Below are 18,152 nucleotides of genomic sequence, written 5' to 3'. Positions count from 1 at the left end.
GCGGTACCACAACAAACGACCCGGCACGCAGGTGCGGCCAGGTCCAGGCGTCAATTACTGCGCCCGGAATTGCCAGCGTCGCCACAGCCAGGCCTCAGGGGCGGCTGTCGGTTGAGCGGTTCGTTTGTTGTTACGAAACATTGATGTGGGTCGCGATCGGATCTTCGGTCTGTCGACCGGTGAGCTGACGGGGTGTCAGTCCACCGAGATTTGCTGCGCTGCTTCTACAAGCGTCGAAACTATACCATCCGAATCGACGTCGTGTATAGATTCACCGTGATTGTATCCATACGGAACATTCAGGACACGGCAACCGGCCGCGCGGGCAGCCTGGGCATCGTTGCTGGAGTCGCCGATGGCCACGACCTGGGCCGGTGCCAGGGCGAAATCCTCACAGACCTTCAGCAAGGGCATGGGATCGGGCTTCTTTTTCGGGAAGGAATCGCCGCCGTAGACGATCTCGAAGAAATCGCGCAGCCCCTTCTTTTGCAGCAGCGGCACGGCAAAGGCCAGCGGCTTGTTGGTCACGCAGGCCAGGCGCAGGCCCTTGTCGCGCAGGGCTTGGAGGCCCTCGACCACGCCCGGGTAGAGCGAGGAATAGTCGCCATTGATGGCCAGGTAATGCTCGGTGTAGCTCTCCAGCGCCTGCTGGAAGTATTGCGCTGCCTCGTCCTCTGCATAGTCCACGGCGAGCACACGCCGGATCAGGTTCTCGGTCCCCTTGCCGACGAAGTTGACGATGGTTTCCTGGGACAGGGGCGTGAGTCCCAATTCTTCACGCATGCGGTTGACCGCGACGTGGAAGTCAGCGGCCGTATCCAGCATGGTGCCGTCGAGGTCGATGATGGCGGCCTTGATATTGGTCAGATTCTTCATATGCCCTGGAAACCTCGTTGTTTGTTCGTCTGGCGAAGGGGAGGCGCGCTCAGACCTGGGCCAGTTCGGCGCGCATGGCGTCGATGACGGCCTTGTAGTCCGGCTTGCCGAAGATGGCCGAACCGGCTACGAAGGTATCGGCACCGGCGCGGGCGGCAGCGGCGATGTTCTCGACCTTGATGCCGCCATCGACTTCCAGCAGGATGTCGCGACCGGATTCATCGATGCGGCGGCGCACTTCGGCGATCTTCTTCAAGGCTTCCGGGATGAAGGACTGGCCGCCGAAACCGGGGTTCACCGACATGATCAGGACCATGTCCAGCTTGTCCATCACGTGATCCAGGTAATGCAGGGGCGTGCCGGGGTTGAACACCAGGCCGGCCTTGCAGCCGTTGTCGCGGATCAGTTGCAGGGAGCGGTCGATGTGCTCGGAGGCTTCCGGGTGGAAGGTGATGAGGTTGGCACCGGCCTTGGCGAAATCGGGAATGATGCGGTCCACCGGCTTGACCATCAGGTGCACGTCGATCGGCACCTGAACGTGCGGGCGGATGGCTTCGCAGACCAGGGGGCCGATGGTCAGGTTGGGGACATAATGGTTGTCCATCACGTCGAAGTGAATGAAATCGGCGCCGGCGGCGACGACATTGCGCACTTCTTCACCCAGGCGGGAGAAATCGGCGGACAGGATGCTGGGGGCGATACGGAAGGTCGGCATGGCTGTAAAGAAAGGATGGCTGAATCGACATTGGCCGCCGGGCGCAGGCGCAAAGGCGGCAAAACCGCTATTCTACCTTGCTGCAGCGCCCACCGGCCTGGCCGATGAGCTGGCAGGCTTGCCCGCAGCGGGCCGGACACGCGAAACGCATCGGCTTGCGCAGCCCGCTGAATTCGTGTGCAATCCGGGGTGGCCGTGCGTGCGCCTGTCGGGCCGGCGCGGCGGCAGCCCCTTCACAACACAGGAAATCCCATGGCAGCGTATGAGTTCACGGTGACGGTCAAGACCCAGTACCTGGAGGAACAATCCGATCCATCGCGTTCGCACTACGTGTTCGCCTATGCGATCACCATCGTCAATACCGGCACGGTCCCGGCCCAGCTGATCTCGCGCCACTGGGTCATCACCGACGCCAACAACCACGTGCAGGAAGTGCGCGGCCTGGGCGTGGTCGGCCATCAACCCTTCCTGCAGCCCGGCGAGCAGTTTGAGTACACCAGCGGTACGTCGCTCAAGACCCCACAGGGCAGCATGCATGGTGAATATTTCTGCGTGGCCGAGGATGGCGAGCAATTTGACGTGCGCATTCCCGAGTTCGTGCTTTCACTGCCGCGCACTTTGCACTGAATTTTTCTTCCTGAGGCGGGACGACGGATTTTTCAGCGCGGGTCGCTGTCTGTCGTCTCTCGCGCTGGCTGCTGTTTCTTTTCCTGCGTTTCTTTCTGCCTGGCGCTGACGGGCCGGCCGTTGTGTTCCTTGCGGCCCGAAAACATGGTCCACCAGACGATGAAGACCAGCACGAAGAAGGCGGCACTGGCCTCCAGGATCAACCACAACATGAATTTGTCTCCGATGTCATTGAATCGTTTTGCCAAGCTGTCGACGCTGCGGCGTCTTAGTGTACCCGCGATGGCGATTTCGGTCGCCGTTCTGCTGGCGGCCTGCCAGACTACGCCGCTGACCACGCCGGCTCCGACCCAGCCCTCGCCCAAGCCAGTGGCCCAGCCGGGGCCGGCCATGCGTGCTACCACCTTCGCCCAGTTGCCCGGCTGGACCAACGACGACCTGCGCGAAGCCTGGCCGGCCCTGCAGTCTTCGTGCTCGGTCATGATCCGCAAGCCCGAGTGGCGCGCTGCCTGTGGCGCGGCCCAGCAGGTCAATGCCAATGACCTGGGCTTCCTGCGCCAGTATTTCGAGACCTATTTCACGCCGTATCAGCTGTTCAATCCCGATGGCACCGACACCGGGCTGGTGACTGGCTACTACGAGCCGCTGCTGCGCGGTTCGCGCCGCCGTGCCGGGCCATATCAGACGCCGCTGTACCAGGCCCCGGACGACCTGCTGACCATCGACATGGCCAGCGTCTATCCCGAGCTGAAGAACCTGCGCCTGCGCGGCAAGGTGGTCGGACGCAAGGTCGTGCCGTATCCGACCCGCGCCGAGTTGATGCAGGGCAATAATCTGTCCGGCAAGGAAATCGTCTGGGTGGATGATCCGGTGGAGGCCTTCTTCCTGCAGGTGCAGGGCTCCGGTCGCGTCTATCTGCCGGAGTCGCGCGAGACCATTCGTCTGGCCTATGCGGACCAGAATGGCCGTCCCTACAAGTCGATCGGACGCTATCTGGTGGACAAGGGCGAGATGGAGCTATCCCAGGCGTCCGCCCAGAACATCAAGGCCTGGGTGCAGGCCAATCCGGCGCGCAAGGAAGAGTTGCTCAATGCTAACCCCAGCTATGTCTTCTTCAAGGAAGAAAAGCTGCCGGATCCTTCCAAGGGGCCGAAGGGCGCACAGGGCATCCCGCTGACCCCGCAGCGTTCCATCGCCATCGACCCGCAGCATGTGCCGCTGGGCGCGCCGGTGTTCCTGGCGACCACGCTGCCCAATAGCGACCGTCCGCTGCAACGACTGGTGGTGGCGCAGGATACGGGCGGCGCCATTCGCGGGGTGGTGCGGGCCGACTATTTCTGGGGCTTTGGCGATGAAGCCGAGGATCGCGCCGGGGCCATGAAGCAGCGCGGCATGATGTGGGTGCTGCTGCCCAAGGGGATGACGCCGCCGGGAGGCAACTGAATTTCGGTGAATTCCTTGCGGAAATGAAAAAGCCTGATCCCGTCGAGGAATCAGGCTTTTTTGCCGATGGCGGGGCTTATCTATAAGGATCAGCGCAGTACCAGCACCGGGATGGTCGAATGGGTCAGCACTTTCTGCGTCTTGCTGCCCAGGAAGATGCGCGAGAGCCCGCTGCGCCCATGGGAGGCCATGAAGATGGCGTCGCAGCCGTGCAGTGTCGCCGCCTTGATGATTTCTTCATCAGGATTGAAGGACATCACGATCTCGGTTTGGCAGGGCACGCCAGCGGCGGCCGCAGCGTCTGCGATCTTCTTGATGTGCTGGTTGGCCAAGGTTTTGACGTTTTCTTCATAAAGGGCAGGATCGATGGCCATTGAGCTCTCGGCCAGCGGCGAGAAGGGGTAGGGTTCGGCCACCGAGATGCCGACGATGCTCGCGCCGCTGTTCTTGGCGTAGTCGATGGCCGTGGCGATGGCCTTGTCAGAGCGTTCGGAGCCGTCCGTGGGGACCAGGATGTTCTTGAACATGTTCGCCTCCTTCTATATAGGGATAGGGAATGCGCCAGGGGCGCCAAGGGGATGACTCCAATATAGCCCCGTGGTGCCTTGCCCGCATGAAATTCTTGGCAGTCATTGCGCCAGGTCGGACTGGCGCATAATTTTTGGCTTATTCTTGCGGTTCGCCGTGCCGGTTGCTGCCACGCCCGGGCGGATTGCCGATTCATTCATAAGAAGGAGACCCACTATGAGCTACCAAAACATCCTGGTCGAGACCCATGACAAGGTCGGCCTGATCCGCCTGAACCGTCCCAAGGCCCTCAATGCCTTGAGTGACGACCTCATGAGCGAGCTGGGCACGGCCTTGCTGGCCTTCGATGCCCAGGAAGAGATCGGCTGCATCATCGTCACCGGCAGCGAGAAGGCCTTCGCCGCGGGGGCGGATATCAGCGTGATGGCCGGGTTTGATTATATGGACGTCTTCAATGGTGAATTCATTACCCGCAACTGGGAGACCCTGCGCCGCATCCGCAAGCCGGTGATTGCGGCGGTGGCCGGTTATGCGCTGGGCGGCGGCTGTGAGCTGGCGATGATGTGCGACTTCATCATCGCCGCCGACAATGCGAAGTTCGGGCAACCGGAGATCAAGCTGGGCATCATCCCCGGCGCTGGCGGTACGCAGCGCCTGCCGCGTGCGGTCTCCAAGTCCAAGGCCATGGACCTGGCGCTGACGGCCCGCATGATGGATGCGCAGGAAGCCGAGCGTGCCGGGCTGGTGTCGCGCATCGTGCCGGCCGACAAGCTCATGGAAGAAGCCATGGCGGCTGCGGTGACCATTACCGAGATGCCGCGCCAGGTGGCCATGATGGTGAAGGATTCGGTCAACCGGGCCTACGAGACCACCTTGTCCGAGGGGATGAAGTATGAACGTGCGCTCTTCTATAGCTGCTTTGCGACCGAAGACCAGAAGGAGGGCATGAAAGCCTTCCTGGAAAAGCGGCCGGCGGTGTTCAAGAACGCCTGATCACTTCCATTTGGATGCAGCAGAAAGGGCCGCCCGTCAGGGCGGCCCTTTTTTCTGAATGATTTACTCTTTTGTTCATATCGCCTGTAACCCACGCCAGTAAAGGGTTTGGCGTGAAGCGCGAGAGCTTGGAGAAGGCTTCGTCTAAATTATTTTCGATTATTTTTCAAAAAGTGCTTGCGCGGTACATGGGCCGCTGCTATAGTTCGCCCCCTGCTGACGCGACACACGAAGCGAAGTTGAAAAACAGAGCGACGAAGGTGGGCGAAGCAAAGAGTAGTGAAGCAGGTTGAAGGCGTTTTAAATGGAAGTAGTCAAGCGGTAGCAAAAGCGAAGACGAAAAAATTTAAAACGAATCGCAAAAAAGTAGTTGACGCGATAAACAAACTGCTACATACTCTCGTTTCTCTGCTGCTGACGAACAAAACGATTCGCAGCGATGCAAACAGCGCCAAGCGCGTTTGCGGCAGACAAGATCTTTAAAAATTAACAGCCGATAAGCGTGGGCGTTTAATGAAGTGCGACAGAACTTCGGTTCTGGAAACTTTAAATATTAAATGCTCACAAGAAATATAGGTAAGTTCGCAAGAAATTACCTGTCAGTATTTTGAGAGAGCGATGCCCTTCGGGGTAGTCAGAAATGACACAAAACAGAGATTAAACTAAAGAGTTTGATCCTGGCTCAGATTGAACGCTGGCGGCATGCCTTACACATGCAAGTCGAACGGCAGCATAGGAGCTTGCTCCTGATGGCGAGTGGCGAACGGGTGAGTAATATATCGGAACGTGCCCTAGAGTGGGGGATAACTAGTCGAAAGACTAGCTAATACCGCATACGATCTACGGATGAAAGTGGGGGATCGCAAGACCTCATGCTCCTGGAGCGGCCGATATCTGATTAGCTAGTTGGTGGGGTAAAAGCCTACCAAGGCGACGATCAGTAGCTGGTCTGAGAGGACGACCAGCCACACTGGGACTGAGACACGGCCCAGACTCCTACGGGAGGCAGCAGTGGGGAATTTTGGACAATGGGGGCAACCCTGATCCAGCAATGCCGCGTGAGTGAAGAAGGCCTTCGGGTTGTAAAGCTCTTTTGTCAGGGAAGAAACGGTAGTAGCTAATATCTATTACTAATGACGGTACCTGAAGAATAAGCACCGGCTAACTACGTGCCAGCAGCCGCGGTAATACGTAGGGTGCAAGCGTTAATCGGAATTACTGGGCGTAAAGCGTGCGCAGGCGGTTGTGTAAGTCAGATGTGAAATCCCCGGGCTCAACCTGGGAATTGCATTTGAGACTGCACGGCTAGAGTGTGTCAGAGGGGGGTAGAATTCCACGTGTAGCAGTGAAATGCGTAGATATGTGGAGGAATACCGATGGCGAAGGCAGCCCCCTGGGATAACACTGACGCTCATGCACGAAAGCGTGGGGAGCAAACAGGATTAGATACCCTGGTAGTCCACGCCCTAAACGATGTCTACTAGTTGTCGGGTCTTAATTGACTTGGTAACGCAGCTAACGCGTGAAGTAGACCGCCTGGGGAGTACGGTCGCAAGATTAAAACTCAAAGGAATTGACGGGGACCCGCACAAGCGGTGGATGATGTGGATTAATTCGATGCAACGCGAAAAACCTTACCTACCCTTGACATGGATGGAATCCCGAAGAGATTTGGGAGTGCTCGAAAGAGAACCATCACACAGGTGCTGCATGGCTGTCGTCAGCTCGTGTCGTGAGATGTTGGGTTAAGTCCCGCAACGAGCGCAACCCTTGTCATTAGTTGCTACGAAAGGGCACTCTAATGAGACTGCCGGTGACAAACCGGAGGAAGGTGGGGATGACGTCAAGTCCTCATGGCCCTTATGGGTAGGGCTTCACACGTCATACAATGGTACATACAGAGGGCCGCCAACCCGCGAGGGGGAGCTAATCCCAGAAAGTGTATCGTAGTCCGGATTGGAGTCTGCAACTCGACTCCATGAAGTTGGAATCGCTAGTAATCGCGGATCAGCATGTCGCGGTGAATACGTTCCCGGGTCTTGTACACACCGCCCGTCACACCATGGGAGCGGGTTTTACCAGAAGTGGGTAGCCTAACCGCAAGGAGGGCGCTCACCACGGTAGGATTCGTGACTGGGGTGAAGTCGTAACAAGGTAGCCGTATCGGAAGGTGCGGCTGGATCACCTCCTTTCTAGAGTGCGCACGAAGTTAAGCGTCCACACTTATCGGCTGTAAATCAAGAACAGTTATTTGGTGAAGCACGGTCTGCAGCACAACGCTGTGATGACTTGCTACTGATACTGATCCAAGCGGGTCTGTAGCTCAGCTGGTTAGAGCACCGTGTTGATAACGCGGGGGTCGTTGGTTCGAGCCCAACCAGACCCACCAAAGTTTCGGGGGTTTAGCTCAGCTGGGAGAGCACCTGCTTTGCAAGCAGGGGGTCGTCGGTTCGATCCCGTCAACCTCCACCAAGAAATGTCAAACCTAAGTCAGCGTTATGCGTATGACGTAGTGATTTAGGTTTGATCTTTTACGATCAATGGCTGTTTTTGTTCTTTAACAATCTGGAAGAAGTAAAGATTCATTTAAACGATCGCCAGGACTTCGGTTCTTGCGAAAGTAAAAATGGGTGTGATTGTATCAATCAAAGTATTACGAAGTGATCTTAGCAATTAGAAGACTTACTTTGGAATACGGCAAACGCTAAAACTCAACGCTTCATATAACGCTCTTGCAAAAGAGGCTAACGTTATAGGAACAAGCGAATAAGTGCACATGGTGGATGCCTTGGCGATTACAGGCGATGAAGGACGTAGTAGCTTGCGATAAGCTGCGGGGAGCTGGCAAACAAGCTTTGATCCGCAGATTTCCGAATGGGGAAACCCGGCCGTAAGGTCATCGTTATCTGAATACATAGGGTAACGAAGCGAACGTGGCGAACTGAAACATCTAAGTAGCTACAGGAAAAGAAATCAACCGAGATTCCCAAAGTAGTGGCGAGCGAAATGGGATCAGCCTGCAAGATTTAGCATCAACGATAGCAAAACGGAATGGAAAGTCCGGCCATAGTGGGTGATAGCCCCGTATGCGAAATCGATGGTGTGGAACTAGGCTTGCGACAAGTAGGGCGGGACACGTGAAATCCTGTCTGAACATGGGGGGACCATCCTCCAAGGCTAAATACTCGTAATCGACCGATAGTGAACCAGTACCGTGAGGGAAAGGCGAAAAGAACCCCGGAAGGGGAGTGAAATAGATCCTGAAACCGTGTGCATACAAACAGTAGGAGCCTCGTAAGGGGTGACTGCGTACCTTTTGTATAATGGGTCAGCGACTTACATTCAGTGGCAAGCTTAACCGAATAGGGAAGGCGCAGAGAAATCGAGTCCGAATAGGGCGTTCAGTCGCTGGGTGTAGACCCGAAACCAAGTGATCTATCCATGGCCAGGTTGAAGGTGCGGTAACACGCACTGGAGGACCGAACCCACTAATGTTGAAAAATTAGGGGATGAGCTGTGGATAGGGGTGAAAGGCTAAACAAACTTGGAAATAGCTGGTTCTCTCCGAAAACTATTTAGGTAGTGCCTCAAGTATCACCATCGGGGGTAGAGCACTGTTATGGCTAGGGGGTCATCGCGACTTACCAAACCATTGCAAACTCCGAATACCGATGAGTGCGAGCTTGGGAGACAGACGCCGGGTGCTAACGTCCGACGTCAAGAGGGAAACAACCCAGACCGCCAGCTAAGGTCCCAAAGATTGGCTAAGTGGAAAACGAAGTGGGAAGGCTAAAACAGTCAGGAGGTTGGCTTAGAAGCAGCCATCCTTTAAAGAAAGCGTAATAGCTCACTGATCGAGTCGTCCTGCGCGGAAGATGTAACGGGGCTAAGCCAGTCACCGAAGCTGCGGATATCCGTAAGGATATGGTAGGAGAGCGTTCTGTAAGCCTGTGAAGGTGTCTTGTAAAGGATGCTGGAGGTATCAGAAGTGCGAATGCTGACATGAGTAGCGATAATGCGGGTGAAAAGCCCGCACGCCGTAAGCCCAAGGTTTCCTGTTCAACGTTCATCGGAGCAGGGTGAGTCGGCCCCTAAGGCGAGGCAGAGATGCGTAGCTGATGGGAAGCAGGTTAATATTCCTGCACCGTCGTTAGATGCGATGGGGGGACGGATCGCGGAAGGTTGTCCGACTGTTGGAATAGTCGGTTTTTGCATCGAAGAAGGCTGTTAGGCAAATCCGGCAGCGTAATTCAAGGGTGTGAGACGAGCGAACTTGTTCGCGAAGCAATCGGAAGTGGTTCCAAGAAAAGCCTCTAAGCTTCAGTCTAACGAGACCGTACCGCAAACCGACACAGGTGGGCGAGATGAGTATTCTAAGGCGCTTGAGAGAACTCGGGAGAAGGAACTCGGCAAATTGGTACCGTAACTTCGGGATAAGGTACGCCCAAGTAGTTTGACTGGCCTGCGCCAGAAGGACAAAAGGGTTGCAATAAAATGGTGGCTGCGACTGTTTAATAAAAACACAGCACTCTGCAAACACGAAAGTGGACGTATAGGGTGTGACGCCTGCCCGGTGCTGGAAGATTAAATGATGGGGTGCAAGCTCTTGATTGAAGTCCCAGTAAACGGCGGCCGTAACTATAACGGTCCTAAGGTAGCGAAATTCCTTGTCGGGTAAGTTCCGACCTGCACGAATGGCGTAACGATGGCCACACTGTCTCCTCCCGAGACTCAGCGAAGTTGAAATGTTTGTGATGATGCAATCTACCCGCGGCTAGACGGAAAGACCCCATGAACCTTTACTGTAGCTTTGCATTGGACTTTGAACCAATCTGTGTAGGATAGGTGGGAGGCTTTGAAGTAGGGACGCTAGTTCCTATGGAGCCAACCTTGAAATACCACCCTGGTTTGTTTGAGGTTCTAACCTTGATCCGTTATCCGGATCGGGGACAGTGCATGGTAGGCAGTTTGACTGGGGCGGTCTCCTCCCAAAGTGTAACGGAGGAGTTCGAAGGTACGCTAGGTACGGTCGGACATCGTGCTAATAGTGCAATGGCATAAGCGTGCTTAACTGCGAGACTGACAAGTCGAGCAGGTACGAAAGTAGGACATAGTGATCCGGTGGTTCTGTATGGAAGGGCCATCGCTCAACGGATAAAAGGTACTCTGGGGATAACAGGCTGATTCCTCCCAAGAGTTCATATCGACGGGGGAGTTTGGCACCTCGATGTCGGCTCATCACATCCTGGGGCTGTAGCCGGTCCCAAGGGTATGGCTGTTCGCCATTTAAAGTGGTACGTGAGCTGGGTTTAAAACGTCGTGAGACAGTTTGGTCCCTATCTGCCGTGGGCGTTGGAAGTTTGAAGGGGGCTGCTCCTAGTACGAGAGGACCGGAGTGGACGAACCTCTGGTGTATCGGTTGTCACGCCAGTGGCATTGCCGAGTAGCTAAGTTCGGAAGAGATAACCGCTGAAAGCATCTAAGCGGGAAACTCGCCTTGAGATGAGACTTCCCGGGAACTAGATTCCCCTAAAGGGTCGTTCGAGACCAGGACGTTGATAGGTCAGGTGTGGAAGCGCAGTAATGCGTTAAGCTAACTGATACTAATTGCCCGTGCGGCTTGTTCCTATAACATTAGCTCTGTTATAGACAAGTTGAGCATATATTGTGTTTGCCCTAGTGCATCACACCCCAAGAATCTATTAAATACTTCTTCCAGTTTGGGTTAGTTGCTGCTCCATCGAGAGCAACTGGCTTTACAAGTTATGCCTGATGACTATAGCAAGTTGGTACCACCCCTTCCCATCCCGAACAGGACCGTGAAACGACTTCGCGCCGATGATAGTGCTGCAACCAGTGTGAAAGTAGGTCATCGTCAGGCTTGTTATCCTCAAGAACCCTCGTTACGAAAGTAGCGAGGGTTTTTGTTTTGTGCGTTCGGTTTGTGACTGCAGGGCAGTTGAGGCCAGGTACGGTTCGGATGATCGGGGCAACCAGGTTCAGCCAGCCACAGAAACGATGCACTGCATGCAGTCTGGCCGGTGCCAGACGCAGTCCCCACCAATCAGCGCACCAAAAACTGTTGCTACTGCCAACTCCTCCTGCCGACGATCAACGTCTGTTCTTAGTTTTATTCACAGCCAGAAGCGAATCCTGCCAGCCGCTGTGCATTTTTTTATAGACAGACATTTAGGATCTAAGGCACTCAATCGGCCGCAACTGCCCATCACAAGCGATGCCTGGGAATCCAAACCTTAGATTTATACACAGCCTGCGCCAGCAGCCCCGGCAGCAGTTAATTTATGCACAGGTAAAAATCTAAGATTCGGGAACAACTCACGCGCTGACATACAACCGCAGGCATTGGCAGCGCGACCTCACCCTTCCAAAACTACAGACAATAAAAAAGCCGGCAAAGCCGGCTTTTTCATTTTCAGCAGTAGCAGCTCAAGTCATCAGAACTTGTAAGCCACACGTGCCACGGCAAAGTTCACGCCGCCATTGGGCTGCTTGATGCCGCCGTTGGAGAAGTGCTGCAGGCGGATACCCAGATCCAGGCCATTGCTGAACACATAGCCGGCGCCCACGTGGTCACCGAACTGGAAGGCCGTCGACAGCACCTTGTCGTTGTTGCGGTAGAGCTTGGAGAACAGGTGCACGCCGATGCCGGCTTCGCCATAGAAGCCCTTGCCATCGTCACGCTGGAAGCGCAGCACCGGGGTCAGGCCCAGGTCGACCAGGTTGCCGCTGCTGCTGGTGTTGTTATAGTGGTTCATGCGCCAGTTGGCCAGCGACAGATCCCAGTAGCCACCGATGTGGGTGCCGTTGGACTGCCAGAAATTCCAGTTCGGGCCCCAGTTGAACTGGGCACCGATACGGGCCAGCTGGGTGCTGTTGCCGGTACCGTATTCCAGCGACATGCCGTCGATGGCATAGCTGGGCGACTGGATGGCAATGGCGGCAACGCCAGCAAAAGCGATCTTGGCGACCAGGCTCTTCATTTTAGTCATGGATTCTCTTTCAGCGCGTAAAGTGTTTTGAAGGATCTTTGCTTGTATTCGGCGCGGCGCCAGGGCATCCGCGAGGACGCGATATTCTCTCATAATCGTCACAAATGCATACTCGCGTGAAAGATTATGCCGCGTCCTTACCACACACAGCTTAAAGGCTCAGGGGCGATAGCTGTACTCAAGTCTTCCCGGCACGTCCACACGGATGGCCAGCACATGGCCGGACAGGGGATATTGCGCCAGCTCGGCATCGCTGCGGCCATTGCGGCCGGTGGTGATGAAGAGCGTGCGCAGATCCTCGCCACCGAAGGCCACCATGGTCGGGCATCGCGCCGGTAGCCGGATTTCCTGCAGGATCTCTCCCTGTGGGGAAAGCCGCAACACCCGGCCGCCCTCAAACATGGCGCACCAGTAAGCCCCTTCACTATCGACCGCCGCCCCATCGGGCCGGCCGCCATAGTCGGGTGCGCTCTTGTCGCTGTCGAACTGGCGCAGCAGACGGCATTGGCTGGTCTGGCCGGTGGCCAGATCGTAGTCATACACGTTGATGCGGTGGGCCGGCGTATTGGCGTGATACATCAGGCGCTGGTCCGAGCTGAAGGCCACGCCATTGGACGTCACCACCGCATGATGCGCGTCGCGCAGCACATTGCGCTCGAAGCAGTAGAGCGTGCCGCCATCGCGATCACGCGGCTCATAGATGGTGCCGCACCAGAAGCGGCCGGCCGCATCGCAGCGGCCATCGTTGAAGCGGATGCGCGCCGTATCGTAGGGCGCCTCCAGCAGCAAGGACAGTGCGCCATTGCCGGTATTGAGATGGAACATTCCCGTGCGCAAGGCCACCACCAGCCCGCCCTGGGCATGCTTGACGATGCTGCCGGGTTCTTCCGGCAACTCCCAGCGCTGGTGCTGCTGCGTACCGAACGCCAGCTTGTGCACCGCCTTGCCGGGAATGTCGATCCAGTACAGAGCGCCTTCCTCGGCGTGCCACAAGGGCGATTCACCGAGCAGCATCGGTTCGGAAGTCACGGGAGTGAGCGTGTCGGCAGAAAATACCGGAGATGCCTGGGACATGGGCTTGCCTGTAAGCATGAATGAGGAAGCGCTCATTATGCCGCGAGCCTCCCGTTTGATAAACCTGATCCGCAACCGCGCCTGCAGGCTGCGACGCCGAAAAGAAAAACGGCATGCGCACAGCATGCCGTCCTGGCTTACCTGATCGCTCACGTCGCCCGGGCCCTCGTCAGACCCGAACCGTAAACAATTTTCGATCCCCAGCTTAGTTGGACCACCCACCATCAATCATGTGGACAGACCCGGTGGTGAAGTTCGACTCGTCCGAGGCCAGATACAAGGCCAGTGCCGCCACTTCCTCGGCCTTGCCAATGCGGCCCATGGGCTGGCGCGCCACGAAGGCGGCACGTACTTCGTCTTCGCTCTTGCCGCTCTCCTTGGCTTGGGTGCTGATGCGCTGGTTCAGCGAGGGCGATTCGATGGTGCCCGGGCAGATCGCATTGCAACGGATGCCCTGCGCCACGAAGTCCGCCGCCACCGACTTGGTCAGCCCCACCACGGCCGCCTTGGAGGCGCCATAGGCGAAGCGGTTGGCCACGCCCTTCACGCTCGAGGCCGCCGAGGCGATGTTGACGATGGAGCCCGCCTTCTTGGCCAGCATGCCCGGCAGCACCGCGCGGATGGTGTGGAACATGGCCTTGGCATTGAGGTTGAAGGAAAAGTCCCAGGCCTTGTCATCGCACTCAAGGATGTTGCCCGCAGCCACATACCCAGCGCAGTTGAAGAGGACATCGACGCTGCCGACCTTGGACACCAGCGCCTTGATGGCGGCGTCATCGGTCACGTCCAGCAGATGTGTTTCCACACCGGCGATCGATGCCAGCTCTTCCAGATGAGGCTTGCTGATATCGGTGGCGATCACGCGCGCCCCTTCGCGCGCAAACAGTTCGGTGGAGGCGCGGCCAATGCCCTGGGCGGCGGCAGTGATGAGGACAGTCTTGCCGGCGAGGCGGCCAGTGGATGCGGACATGCTTGTTCCTTTGCGGTTAAACGAGTTTGCGGTTGGCCAGGTTCTTGTACAGCGCGGTGAGCCCGAAGGTCCACGGTGCGGTCTGGTCGCTGAAGTTGACCGTGTTCACCAGCGCGCCCAGCTTGGAGGTGGAGATCGTCACGATATCGGCCACCTGGTGGGTGAAGCCCTGGCCGGGACCGAAACGGTCCTGGGTCGGAGCGAACATGGTCCCCAGGAACAGCACCAGTCCATCCGGATACTGGTGATTGGGGCCGATCGCATGTTCCACCAGCTGCAGCGGATCGCGGCTGATCATGGACATCGAGCTGCTGCCCTTGAGCGTGAAGCCTTCCGTACCATCGACCCGCATTGTAAGTTCGGCGCGGCGCACGTCGTCAATTGAAAAGTTTGCGTCGAACAGGCGAATGAAAGGCCCGACCGCGCACGACGCGTTGTTGTCCTTGGCCTTGCCCAGCAGCAGGGCGCTACGGCCTTCGAAGTCGCGCAGGTTCACATCATTGCCCAGGGTCGCACCGACCACCTTGCCACGGCTGTTGATGGCCAGCACGATTTCCGGCTCGGGATTGTTCCAGGCCGACTTGGGGTGAATTCCGACCTCATCGCCCAGGCCTACCGACGACATTGGCTGTGCCTTGGTGAAGATTTCTGCGTCCGGGCCGATGCCCACTTCCAGGTATTGCGACCACACGCCTTGCTCCAGCAGCACTTCCTTCAGGCGCGCGGCTTCCGGCGAGCCCGGCACCACGCTGGAGAGGTTGTCGCCGATCACCGCCGTGATCGCCTTGCGTACCGATTCCGCCTTGCCGGCGTCGCCGCGTGCCTGTTCCTCGATCACGCGCTCCAGCATGCTGGCCACGAAGGTCACGCCGCTGGCCTTGACGGCCTGCAGGTCGATAGGCGCCAGCAGCCAGGGGCGCGAGGTATCACGCTGTGCGGCGTCGGCATTGTCCAGCAGCTCCTGCAAGGTCGCGATACGGGTCATGTTGGTGGCAGCGCGCACGGCCGCGGCGGGGTCGTCCAGCTCCAGCAGTTCGCTGGAGGTGGCGGCGATGAGCGTGAGGTCGTACGCACCGTCGGCATCGATCCTCACCAGCACCGGGCCCACGCCCGGTTGCCAGAGGCGGCCGATCAGCGTGGCCTGCGCGTGGTCTTCAGGCAGGTGGGCCTGGAGCGAAAAAGTGTGTGCCATGTTCTTGGTTCCTTATGTTGGAGGCGGGCCCGGACTACACGGGAAGCGGACGTCGCCACGATGTACGGTTCTGCAAGGGGGAGACTGACTGCGGGCGAAACATCCTCGTCCCCGTGGATGCCCGAAGGCAAGGATGCTTGGCCGGCAGCCCGTAGTGCGCGCGCTGGAGCGGCGCACTACGGACCACTACGGATAACACTAGCCCAGCCGCCGCCGGGCCTTGATGATCTGCATCAGCATCAGGTGTAGACGCCGATGTGCCAGGGCACGAATTCGTCTTGCCCGTAGCCATGCAGTTCGCTCTTGGTCTTCTTGCCGGAGGCGGTATCGAGGATCATCTGGAAGAAACGCTGGCCGATCTCTTGCGGTGTGACATTCCCGTCGGCAATTTCGCCGCAGTTGATGTCCATGTCTTCTTCCTGGCGTTGCCACAGCGCCGTATTGGTGGCCAGCTTGAGCGAGGGCGCCGGTGCGCAGCCGTAGGCCGAACCCCGTCCCGTGGTGAAGCAGATCATGTTGGCGCCGCCGGCGACCTGGCCAGTGGCGGAGATCGGGTCGTAGCCCGGCGTATCCATGAAGACGAAGCCGCGCGCGGTCACCGTTTCCGCATACTTGTAGACATCCACCAGGTTGGTGGTACCGCCCTTGGCGACCGCCCCCAGCGATTTTTCCAGGATGGTGGTCAAGCCGCCGGCCTTGTTGCCCGCTGAGGGATTGTTGTTCATCTCGGCATCGTTCTTGGCGCAATACTCCTCCCACCAGGCGATGCGGGCCAGCAGCTTTTCACCGACTTCGGGGGAGACCGCACGGCGGGTGAGCAGGTGTTCGGCGCCATAGATTTCCGGTGTCTCCGACAGAATGGCCGTACCGCCATGCCGCACCAGCAAGTCCACCGCCGCGCCCAGTGCCGGGTTGGCGGTGATGCCCGAATAGCCATCCGAACCACCGCACTGCAGGCCCAGCGTCAGGTGCTTGGCCGACACCGGCTCGCGCTTGATGTCATTGGCCTTGGGCAGCATCTTCTTGATCTTCTCGATCCCCAGCGCCACGGTCTTGGCGGTACCGCCGGTGCCCTGGATGGTGAAGGTATGAAAGTATTCGCCTTCCTTCAGGTTGTGGCTTTCCATCAGGCCCGAGATCTGGTTGGTCTCGCAGCCCAGGCCTACCACCAGCACGGCAGCGAAGTTGGGATGGGTGGCGTAGCCGGCCAGCGTGCGGCGCAGGATCTGCAGCGGCTCGCCCTGCGAATCCAGCGCGCAGCCCTGGCCGTGGGTCAGCGCCACCACGCCATCGATGTTGGGATAGTCGGCCAGCACTTCGGGATGGATGTCGCGGCGGAAGTAATCGGCGATGGCGCGCGCCGCCGTGGCCGAGCAGTTCACCGAAGTCAGCACGCCAATGTAGTTGCGCGTGGCCACGCGGCCATCGGGACGCACGATGCCCATGAAGGTGGCCGGCTCGGCGACGAAATCGACCGGCTTCACGTCCGCGCCGAAATGGTGTTCACGCGAGAACTCGGCCATGGCCAGGTTGTGCGTATGCACGTGCTGGCCGGGCGCGATGTCCTGGCTGGCGGTGCCGATGATTTGGCCATAACGCTTGACCGGCTCGCCGGTGGCGATGGCGCGGGTGGCCATCTTGTGGCCGGCCGGAATAAGGCCCTGGACCTTGAGGCCGCCTTCGTCCTGCAGCACGGTGCCGGAGATGAGCTGCTGGCGGGCGATGACGACATCATCGGCCGGGTTCAGGCGAATGATGGGAGAGTTGGCTTTCATGTGGGTCTCGGAGAACGTGGAGGCTGCAGGCTGGCCGCGCAGGCGGCGGGCGCATGCCGCGCTTTCTGGCGCGACATGCCGGAAACGACGGTCTTACTTGGGCGCGAACTGCGCCAGGTCAGGCATGGGGCTGCCCACCCATTGCTGGTAGATGCCGGGCAGCTTGCCATTCTTGAGGTTGGCAGTGATCCATTCGTTGAGCCACTTTTCCAGTGCCGGCTCGCCCTTGCGCAGGCCGATGGCATAGGGGATGTCCTTGATGGCGAACTTGGTTTCCAGGTTCTTGGACGGGTTCTGCTTGGCAATGGCCGAGGCCAGCGAATTGGGCGTGCACAGTGCATCGACCTGGCCCGAGATGATGGCCGCGGTCACGGTGGCATCGTCATCGAAGCGCACGATGTTGGTTCCCTTGGGGGCCAGCGGGGTCAGCAGCGAATCCTGCATGTTGCCGCGAACCACGGCCACGCGCTTGCCGACCAGGTCATTGAGGCCCTTGATGTTCTCGCCCTTGGGCGCGGCCACCACGAACTGCGAGGCGCCATAGGGCTGGGTGAAGGCCACCACCTTCTGGCGTTCCGGCGTGATCGAGAAGGACGAGATCACCATGTCGGCCTTGCCGGTCATCAGGAAGGGAATGCGGTTGGGGCCGGTGACCTGCACGATCTCCAGCTCCACGCCCATGTCCTTGGCCAGCAGGCGCGCGGTTTCCACATCCGAGCCCTGCGGCTCCAGCTTGGCGTTGGTCATGCCGAAGGGGGGCGCGCCGAGGTCGATGGCGATCAGTACCTTCTTGCGTGCCTTGATATCGGCCAGGGCATCAGCATGCGCGGCCTGGGCAAAACAAGCCAGGCCCAGCACGACGGCGGCGGCCTTGCGGGTGAAGTTGAACAGTTTTTTCATTGATGTCTCCTGGGTGATTGTAGGGATGCTGCTGACAACAAAATCCATA

14 protein-coding genes, 2 tRNA genes and 3 rRNA genes are annotated in these 18,152 nt (G+C 58.2%); 9 read left to right on the top strand and 10 right to left on the bottom strand.

Going from position 1 to position 18,152, the window contains the following annotated elements:
* Window positions 1-195 precede the first annotated feature (195 nt).
* Both ACLRDN_RS20410 and rpe read right to left on the bottom strand, forming a co-directional pair.
* Window positions 196-876 carry a phosphoglycolate phosphatase gene (locus ACLRDN_RS20410; RefSeq protein ID WP_413457767.1) on the bottom strand — a complete coding sequence of 227 codons (681 nt, stop codon included), beginning with the start codon at window positions 874-876 and terminating at the stop codon, window positions 196-198.
* Window positions 877-925: 49 nt separating this feature from the next.
* Entirely contained in the window at window positions 926-1,591 is a 666-nt protein-coding gene (gene rpe, locus ACLRDN_RS20405; protein WP_413457766.1) for a ribulose-phosphate 3-epimerase, read from the bottom strand.
* 252 nt (window positions 1,592-1,843) lie between these two features.
* On the opposite strand from rpe, the gene apaG reads away from it, so the two are divergent.
* Window positions 1,844-2,218, top strand: coding sequence for a Co2+/Mg2+ efflux protein ApaG (apaG, locus tag ACLRDN_RS20400; protein ID WP_088756145.1), 375 nt, complete (start codon window positions 1,844-1,846; stop codon window positions 2,216-2,218).
* 32 nt (window positions 2,219-2,250) lie between these two features.
* Here the strand turns inward: apaG and ACLRDN_RS20395 are convergent, their stop codons facing one another.
* Complete coding sequence (locus ACLRDN_RS20395; protein ID WP_413457765.1) at window positions 2,251-2,430, bottom strand: hypothetical protein; 180 nt, start codon at window positions 2,428-2,430, stop codon at window positions 2,251-2,253.
* On the opposite strand from ACLRDN_RS20395, the gene ACLRDN_RS20390 reads away from it, so the two are divergent.
* Complete coding sequence (locus ACLRDN_RS20390; protein ID WP_413457764.1) at window positions 2,429-3,661, top strand: murein transglycosylase A; 1,233 nt, start codon at window positions 2,429-2,431, stop codon at window positions 3,659-3,661. The two genes, ACLRDN_RS20395 and ACLRDN_RS20390, sit on opposite strands and share 2 nt — an antisense overlap.
* 89 nt (window positions 3,662-3,750) lie before the next feature.
* Here ACLRDN_RS20390 and ACLRDN_RS20385 read toward each other — a convergent pair whose 3' ends face one another.
* Complete coding sequence (locus ACLRDN_RS20385; RefSeq protein WP_039786852.1) at window positions 3,751-4,188, bottom strand: universal stress protein; 438 nt, start codon at window positions 4,186-4,188, stop codon at window positions 3,751-3,753.
* A 217-nt stretch (window positions 4,189-4,405) separates the two neighbouring features.
* Here ACLRDN_RS20385 and ACLRDN_RS20380 point away from each other — a divergent pair, with 217 nt between their 5' ends.
* The 7 genes from ACLRDN_RS20380 to rrf all read left to right on the top strand — a co-directional run bounded on the left by ACLRDN_RS20380 (window position 4,406) and on the right by rrf (window position 11,063).
* Window positions 4,406-5,182, top strand: coding sequence for an enoyl-CoA hydratase (locus ACLRDN_RS20380; protein ID WP_034340169.1), 777 nt, complete (start codon window positions 4,406-4,408; stop codon window positions 5,180-5,182).
* A gap of 279 nt (window positions 5,183-5,461) precedes the next feature.
* On the top strand, window positions 5,462-5,665 hold the full coding sequence (locus ACLRDN_RS20375; RefSeq protein WP_413457763.1) for a hypothetical protein: 204 nt from the start codon (window positions 5,462-5,464) through the stop codon (window positions 5,663-5,665).
* A 176-nt stretch (window positions 5,666-5,841) separates the two neighbouring features.
* Window positions 5,842-7,374, top strand: a 16S ribosomal RNA gene (locus tag ACLRDN_RS20370).
* 120 nt (window positions 7,375-7,494) lie between these two features.
* Window positions 7,495-7,571, top strand: a tRNA-Ile gene (locus ACLRDN_RS20365).
* Between the two features lie 7 nt (window positions 7,572-7,578).
* A tRNA-Ala gene (locus ACLRDN_RS20360) sits at window positions 7,579-7,654 on the top strand.
* A 284-nt stretch (window positions 7,655-7,938) separates the two neighbouring features.
* Window positions 7,939-10,810: ribosomal RNA gene (locus ACLRDN_RS20355) — 23S ribosomal RNA — on the top strand.
* A 140-nt stretch (window positions 10,811-10,950) separates the two neighbouring features.
* A 5S ribosomal RNA gene (gene rrf / locus ACLRDN_RS20350) occupies window positions 10,951-11,063 on the top strand.
* Together the 16S, 23S and 5S rRNA genes with 2 tRNA genes alongside form the textbook arrangement of a ribosomal RNA operon.
* A gap of 574 nt (window positions 11,064-11,637) precedes the next feature.
* Here rrf and ACLRDN_RS20345 read toward each other — a convergent pair.
* The 6 genes from ACLRDN_RS20345 to ACLRDN_RS20320 form a co-directional block, all read right to left on the bottom strand.
* Window positions 11,638-12,192 carry an acyloxyacyl hydrolase gene (locus ACLRDN_RS20345; protein ID WP_088755739.1) on the bottom strand — a complete coding sequence of 185 codons (555 nt, stop codon included), beginning with the start codon at window positions 12,190-12,192 and terminating at the stop codon, window positions 11,638-11,640.
* A gap of 159 nt (window positions 12,193-12,351) precedes the next feature.
* A complete protein-coding gene (locus ACLRDN_RS20340) occupies window positions 12,352-13,302 on the bottom strand; it encodes an SMP-30/gluconolactonase/LRE family protein (RefSeq protein WP_413457762.1) in 951 nt (316 codons plus the stop codon).
* Window positions 13,303-13,471: 169 nt separating this feature from the next.
* Window positions 13,472-14,236, bottom strand: coding sequence for an SDR family oxidoreductase (locus tag ACLRDN_RS20335; protein WP_413457761.1), 765 nt, complete (start codon window positions 14,234-14,236; stop codon window positions 13,472-13,474).
* Window positions 14,237-14,252: 16 nt separating this feature from the next.
* Window positions 14,253-15,428, bottom strand: a complete 1,176-nt coding sequence (locus ACLRDN_RS20330) for a fumarylacetoacetate hydrolase family protein (protein WP_413457760.1) — start codon at window positions 15,426-15,428, stop codon at window positions 14,253-14,255.
* A 239-nt stretch (window positions 15,429-15,667) separates the two neighbouring features.
* Window positions 15,668-17,203 (bottom strand): UxaA family hydrolase, encoded by a 1,536-nt coding sequence (locus ACLRDN_RS20325; protein WP_413457759.1) that lies wholly within the window; start codon window positions 17,201-17,203, stop codon window positions 15,668-15,670.
* 93 nt (window positions 17,204-17,296) lie between these two features.
* On the bottom strand, window positions 17,297-18,103 hold the full coding sequence (locus tag ACLRDN_RS20320; RefSeq protein WP_039786863.1) for a transporter substrate-binding domain-containing protein: 807 nt from the start codon (window positions 18,101-18,103) through the stop codon (window positions 17,297-17,299).
* Window positions 18,104-18,152 lie beyond the last annotated feature (49 nt).

The organism is Herbaspirillum huttiense, from assembly GCF_047300815.1.
Classification (GTDB): domain Bacteria; phylum Pseudomonadota; class Gammaproteobacteria; order Burkholderiales; family Burkholderiaceae_D; genus Herbaspirillum; species Herbaspirillum huttiense_A.
Note: the sequence above shows the minus strand (reverse complement) of the source record. Positions and strands in the feature narration are given on the sequence as shown.

Coding starts and splice junctions, on each gene's coding strand:
- ACLRDN_RS20320 (WP_039786863.1), bottom strand. CDS start 18,103: ATGAAAAAACTGTTCAACTTCACCCGCAAGGCCGCCGCCGTCGTGCTG.
- ACLRDN_RS20395 (WP_413457765.1), bottom strand. CDS start 2,430: ATGTTGTGGTTGATCCTGGAGGCCAGTGCCGCCTTCTTCGTGCTGGTC.
- rpe (WP_413457766.1), bottom strand. CDS start 1,591: ATGCCGACCTTCCGTATCGCCCCCAGCATCCTGTCCGCCGATTTCTCC.
- ACLRDN_RS20380 (WP_034340169.1), top strand. CDS start 4,406: ATGAGCTACCAAAACATCCTGGTCGAGACCCATGACAAGGTCGGCCTG.
- ACLRDN_RS20345 (WP_088755739.1), bottom strand. CDS start 12,192: ATGACTAAAATGAAGAGCCTGGTCGCCAAGATCGCTTTTGCTGGCGTT.
- ACLRDN_RS20390 (WP_413457764.1), top strand. CDS start 2,429: ATGAATTTGTCTCCGATGTCATTGAATCGTTTTGCCAAGCTGTCGACG.
- ACLRDN_RS20385 (WP_039786852.1), bottom strand. CDS start 4,188: ATGTTCAAGAACATCCTGGTCCCCACGGACGGCTCCGAACGCTCTGAC.
- ACLRDN_RS20340 (WP_413457762.1), bottom strand. CDS start 13,302: ATGAGCGCTTCCTCATTCATGCTTACAGGCAAGCCCATGTCCCAGGCA.
- ACLRDN_RS20325 (WP_413457759.1), bottom strand. CDS start 17,203: ATGAAAGCCAACTCTCCCATCATTCGCCTGAACCCGGCCGATGATGTC.
- ACLRDN_RS20410 (WP_413457767.1), bottom strand. CDS start 876: ATGAAGAATCTGACCAATATCAAGGCCGCCATCATCGACCTCGACGGC.
- ACLRDN_RS20330 (WP_413457760.1), bottom strand. CDS start 15,428: ATGGCACACACTTTTTCGCTCCAGGCCCACCTGCCTGAAGACCACGCG.
- ACLRDN_RS20335 (WP_413457761.1), bottom strand. CDS start 14,236: ATGTCCGCATCCACTGGCCGCCTCGCCGGCAAGACTGTCCTCATCACT.
- apaG (WP_088756145.1), top strand. CDS start 1,844: ATGGCAGCGTATGAGTTCACGGTGACGGTCAAGACCCAGTACCTGGAG.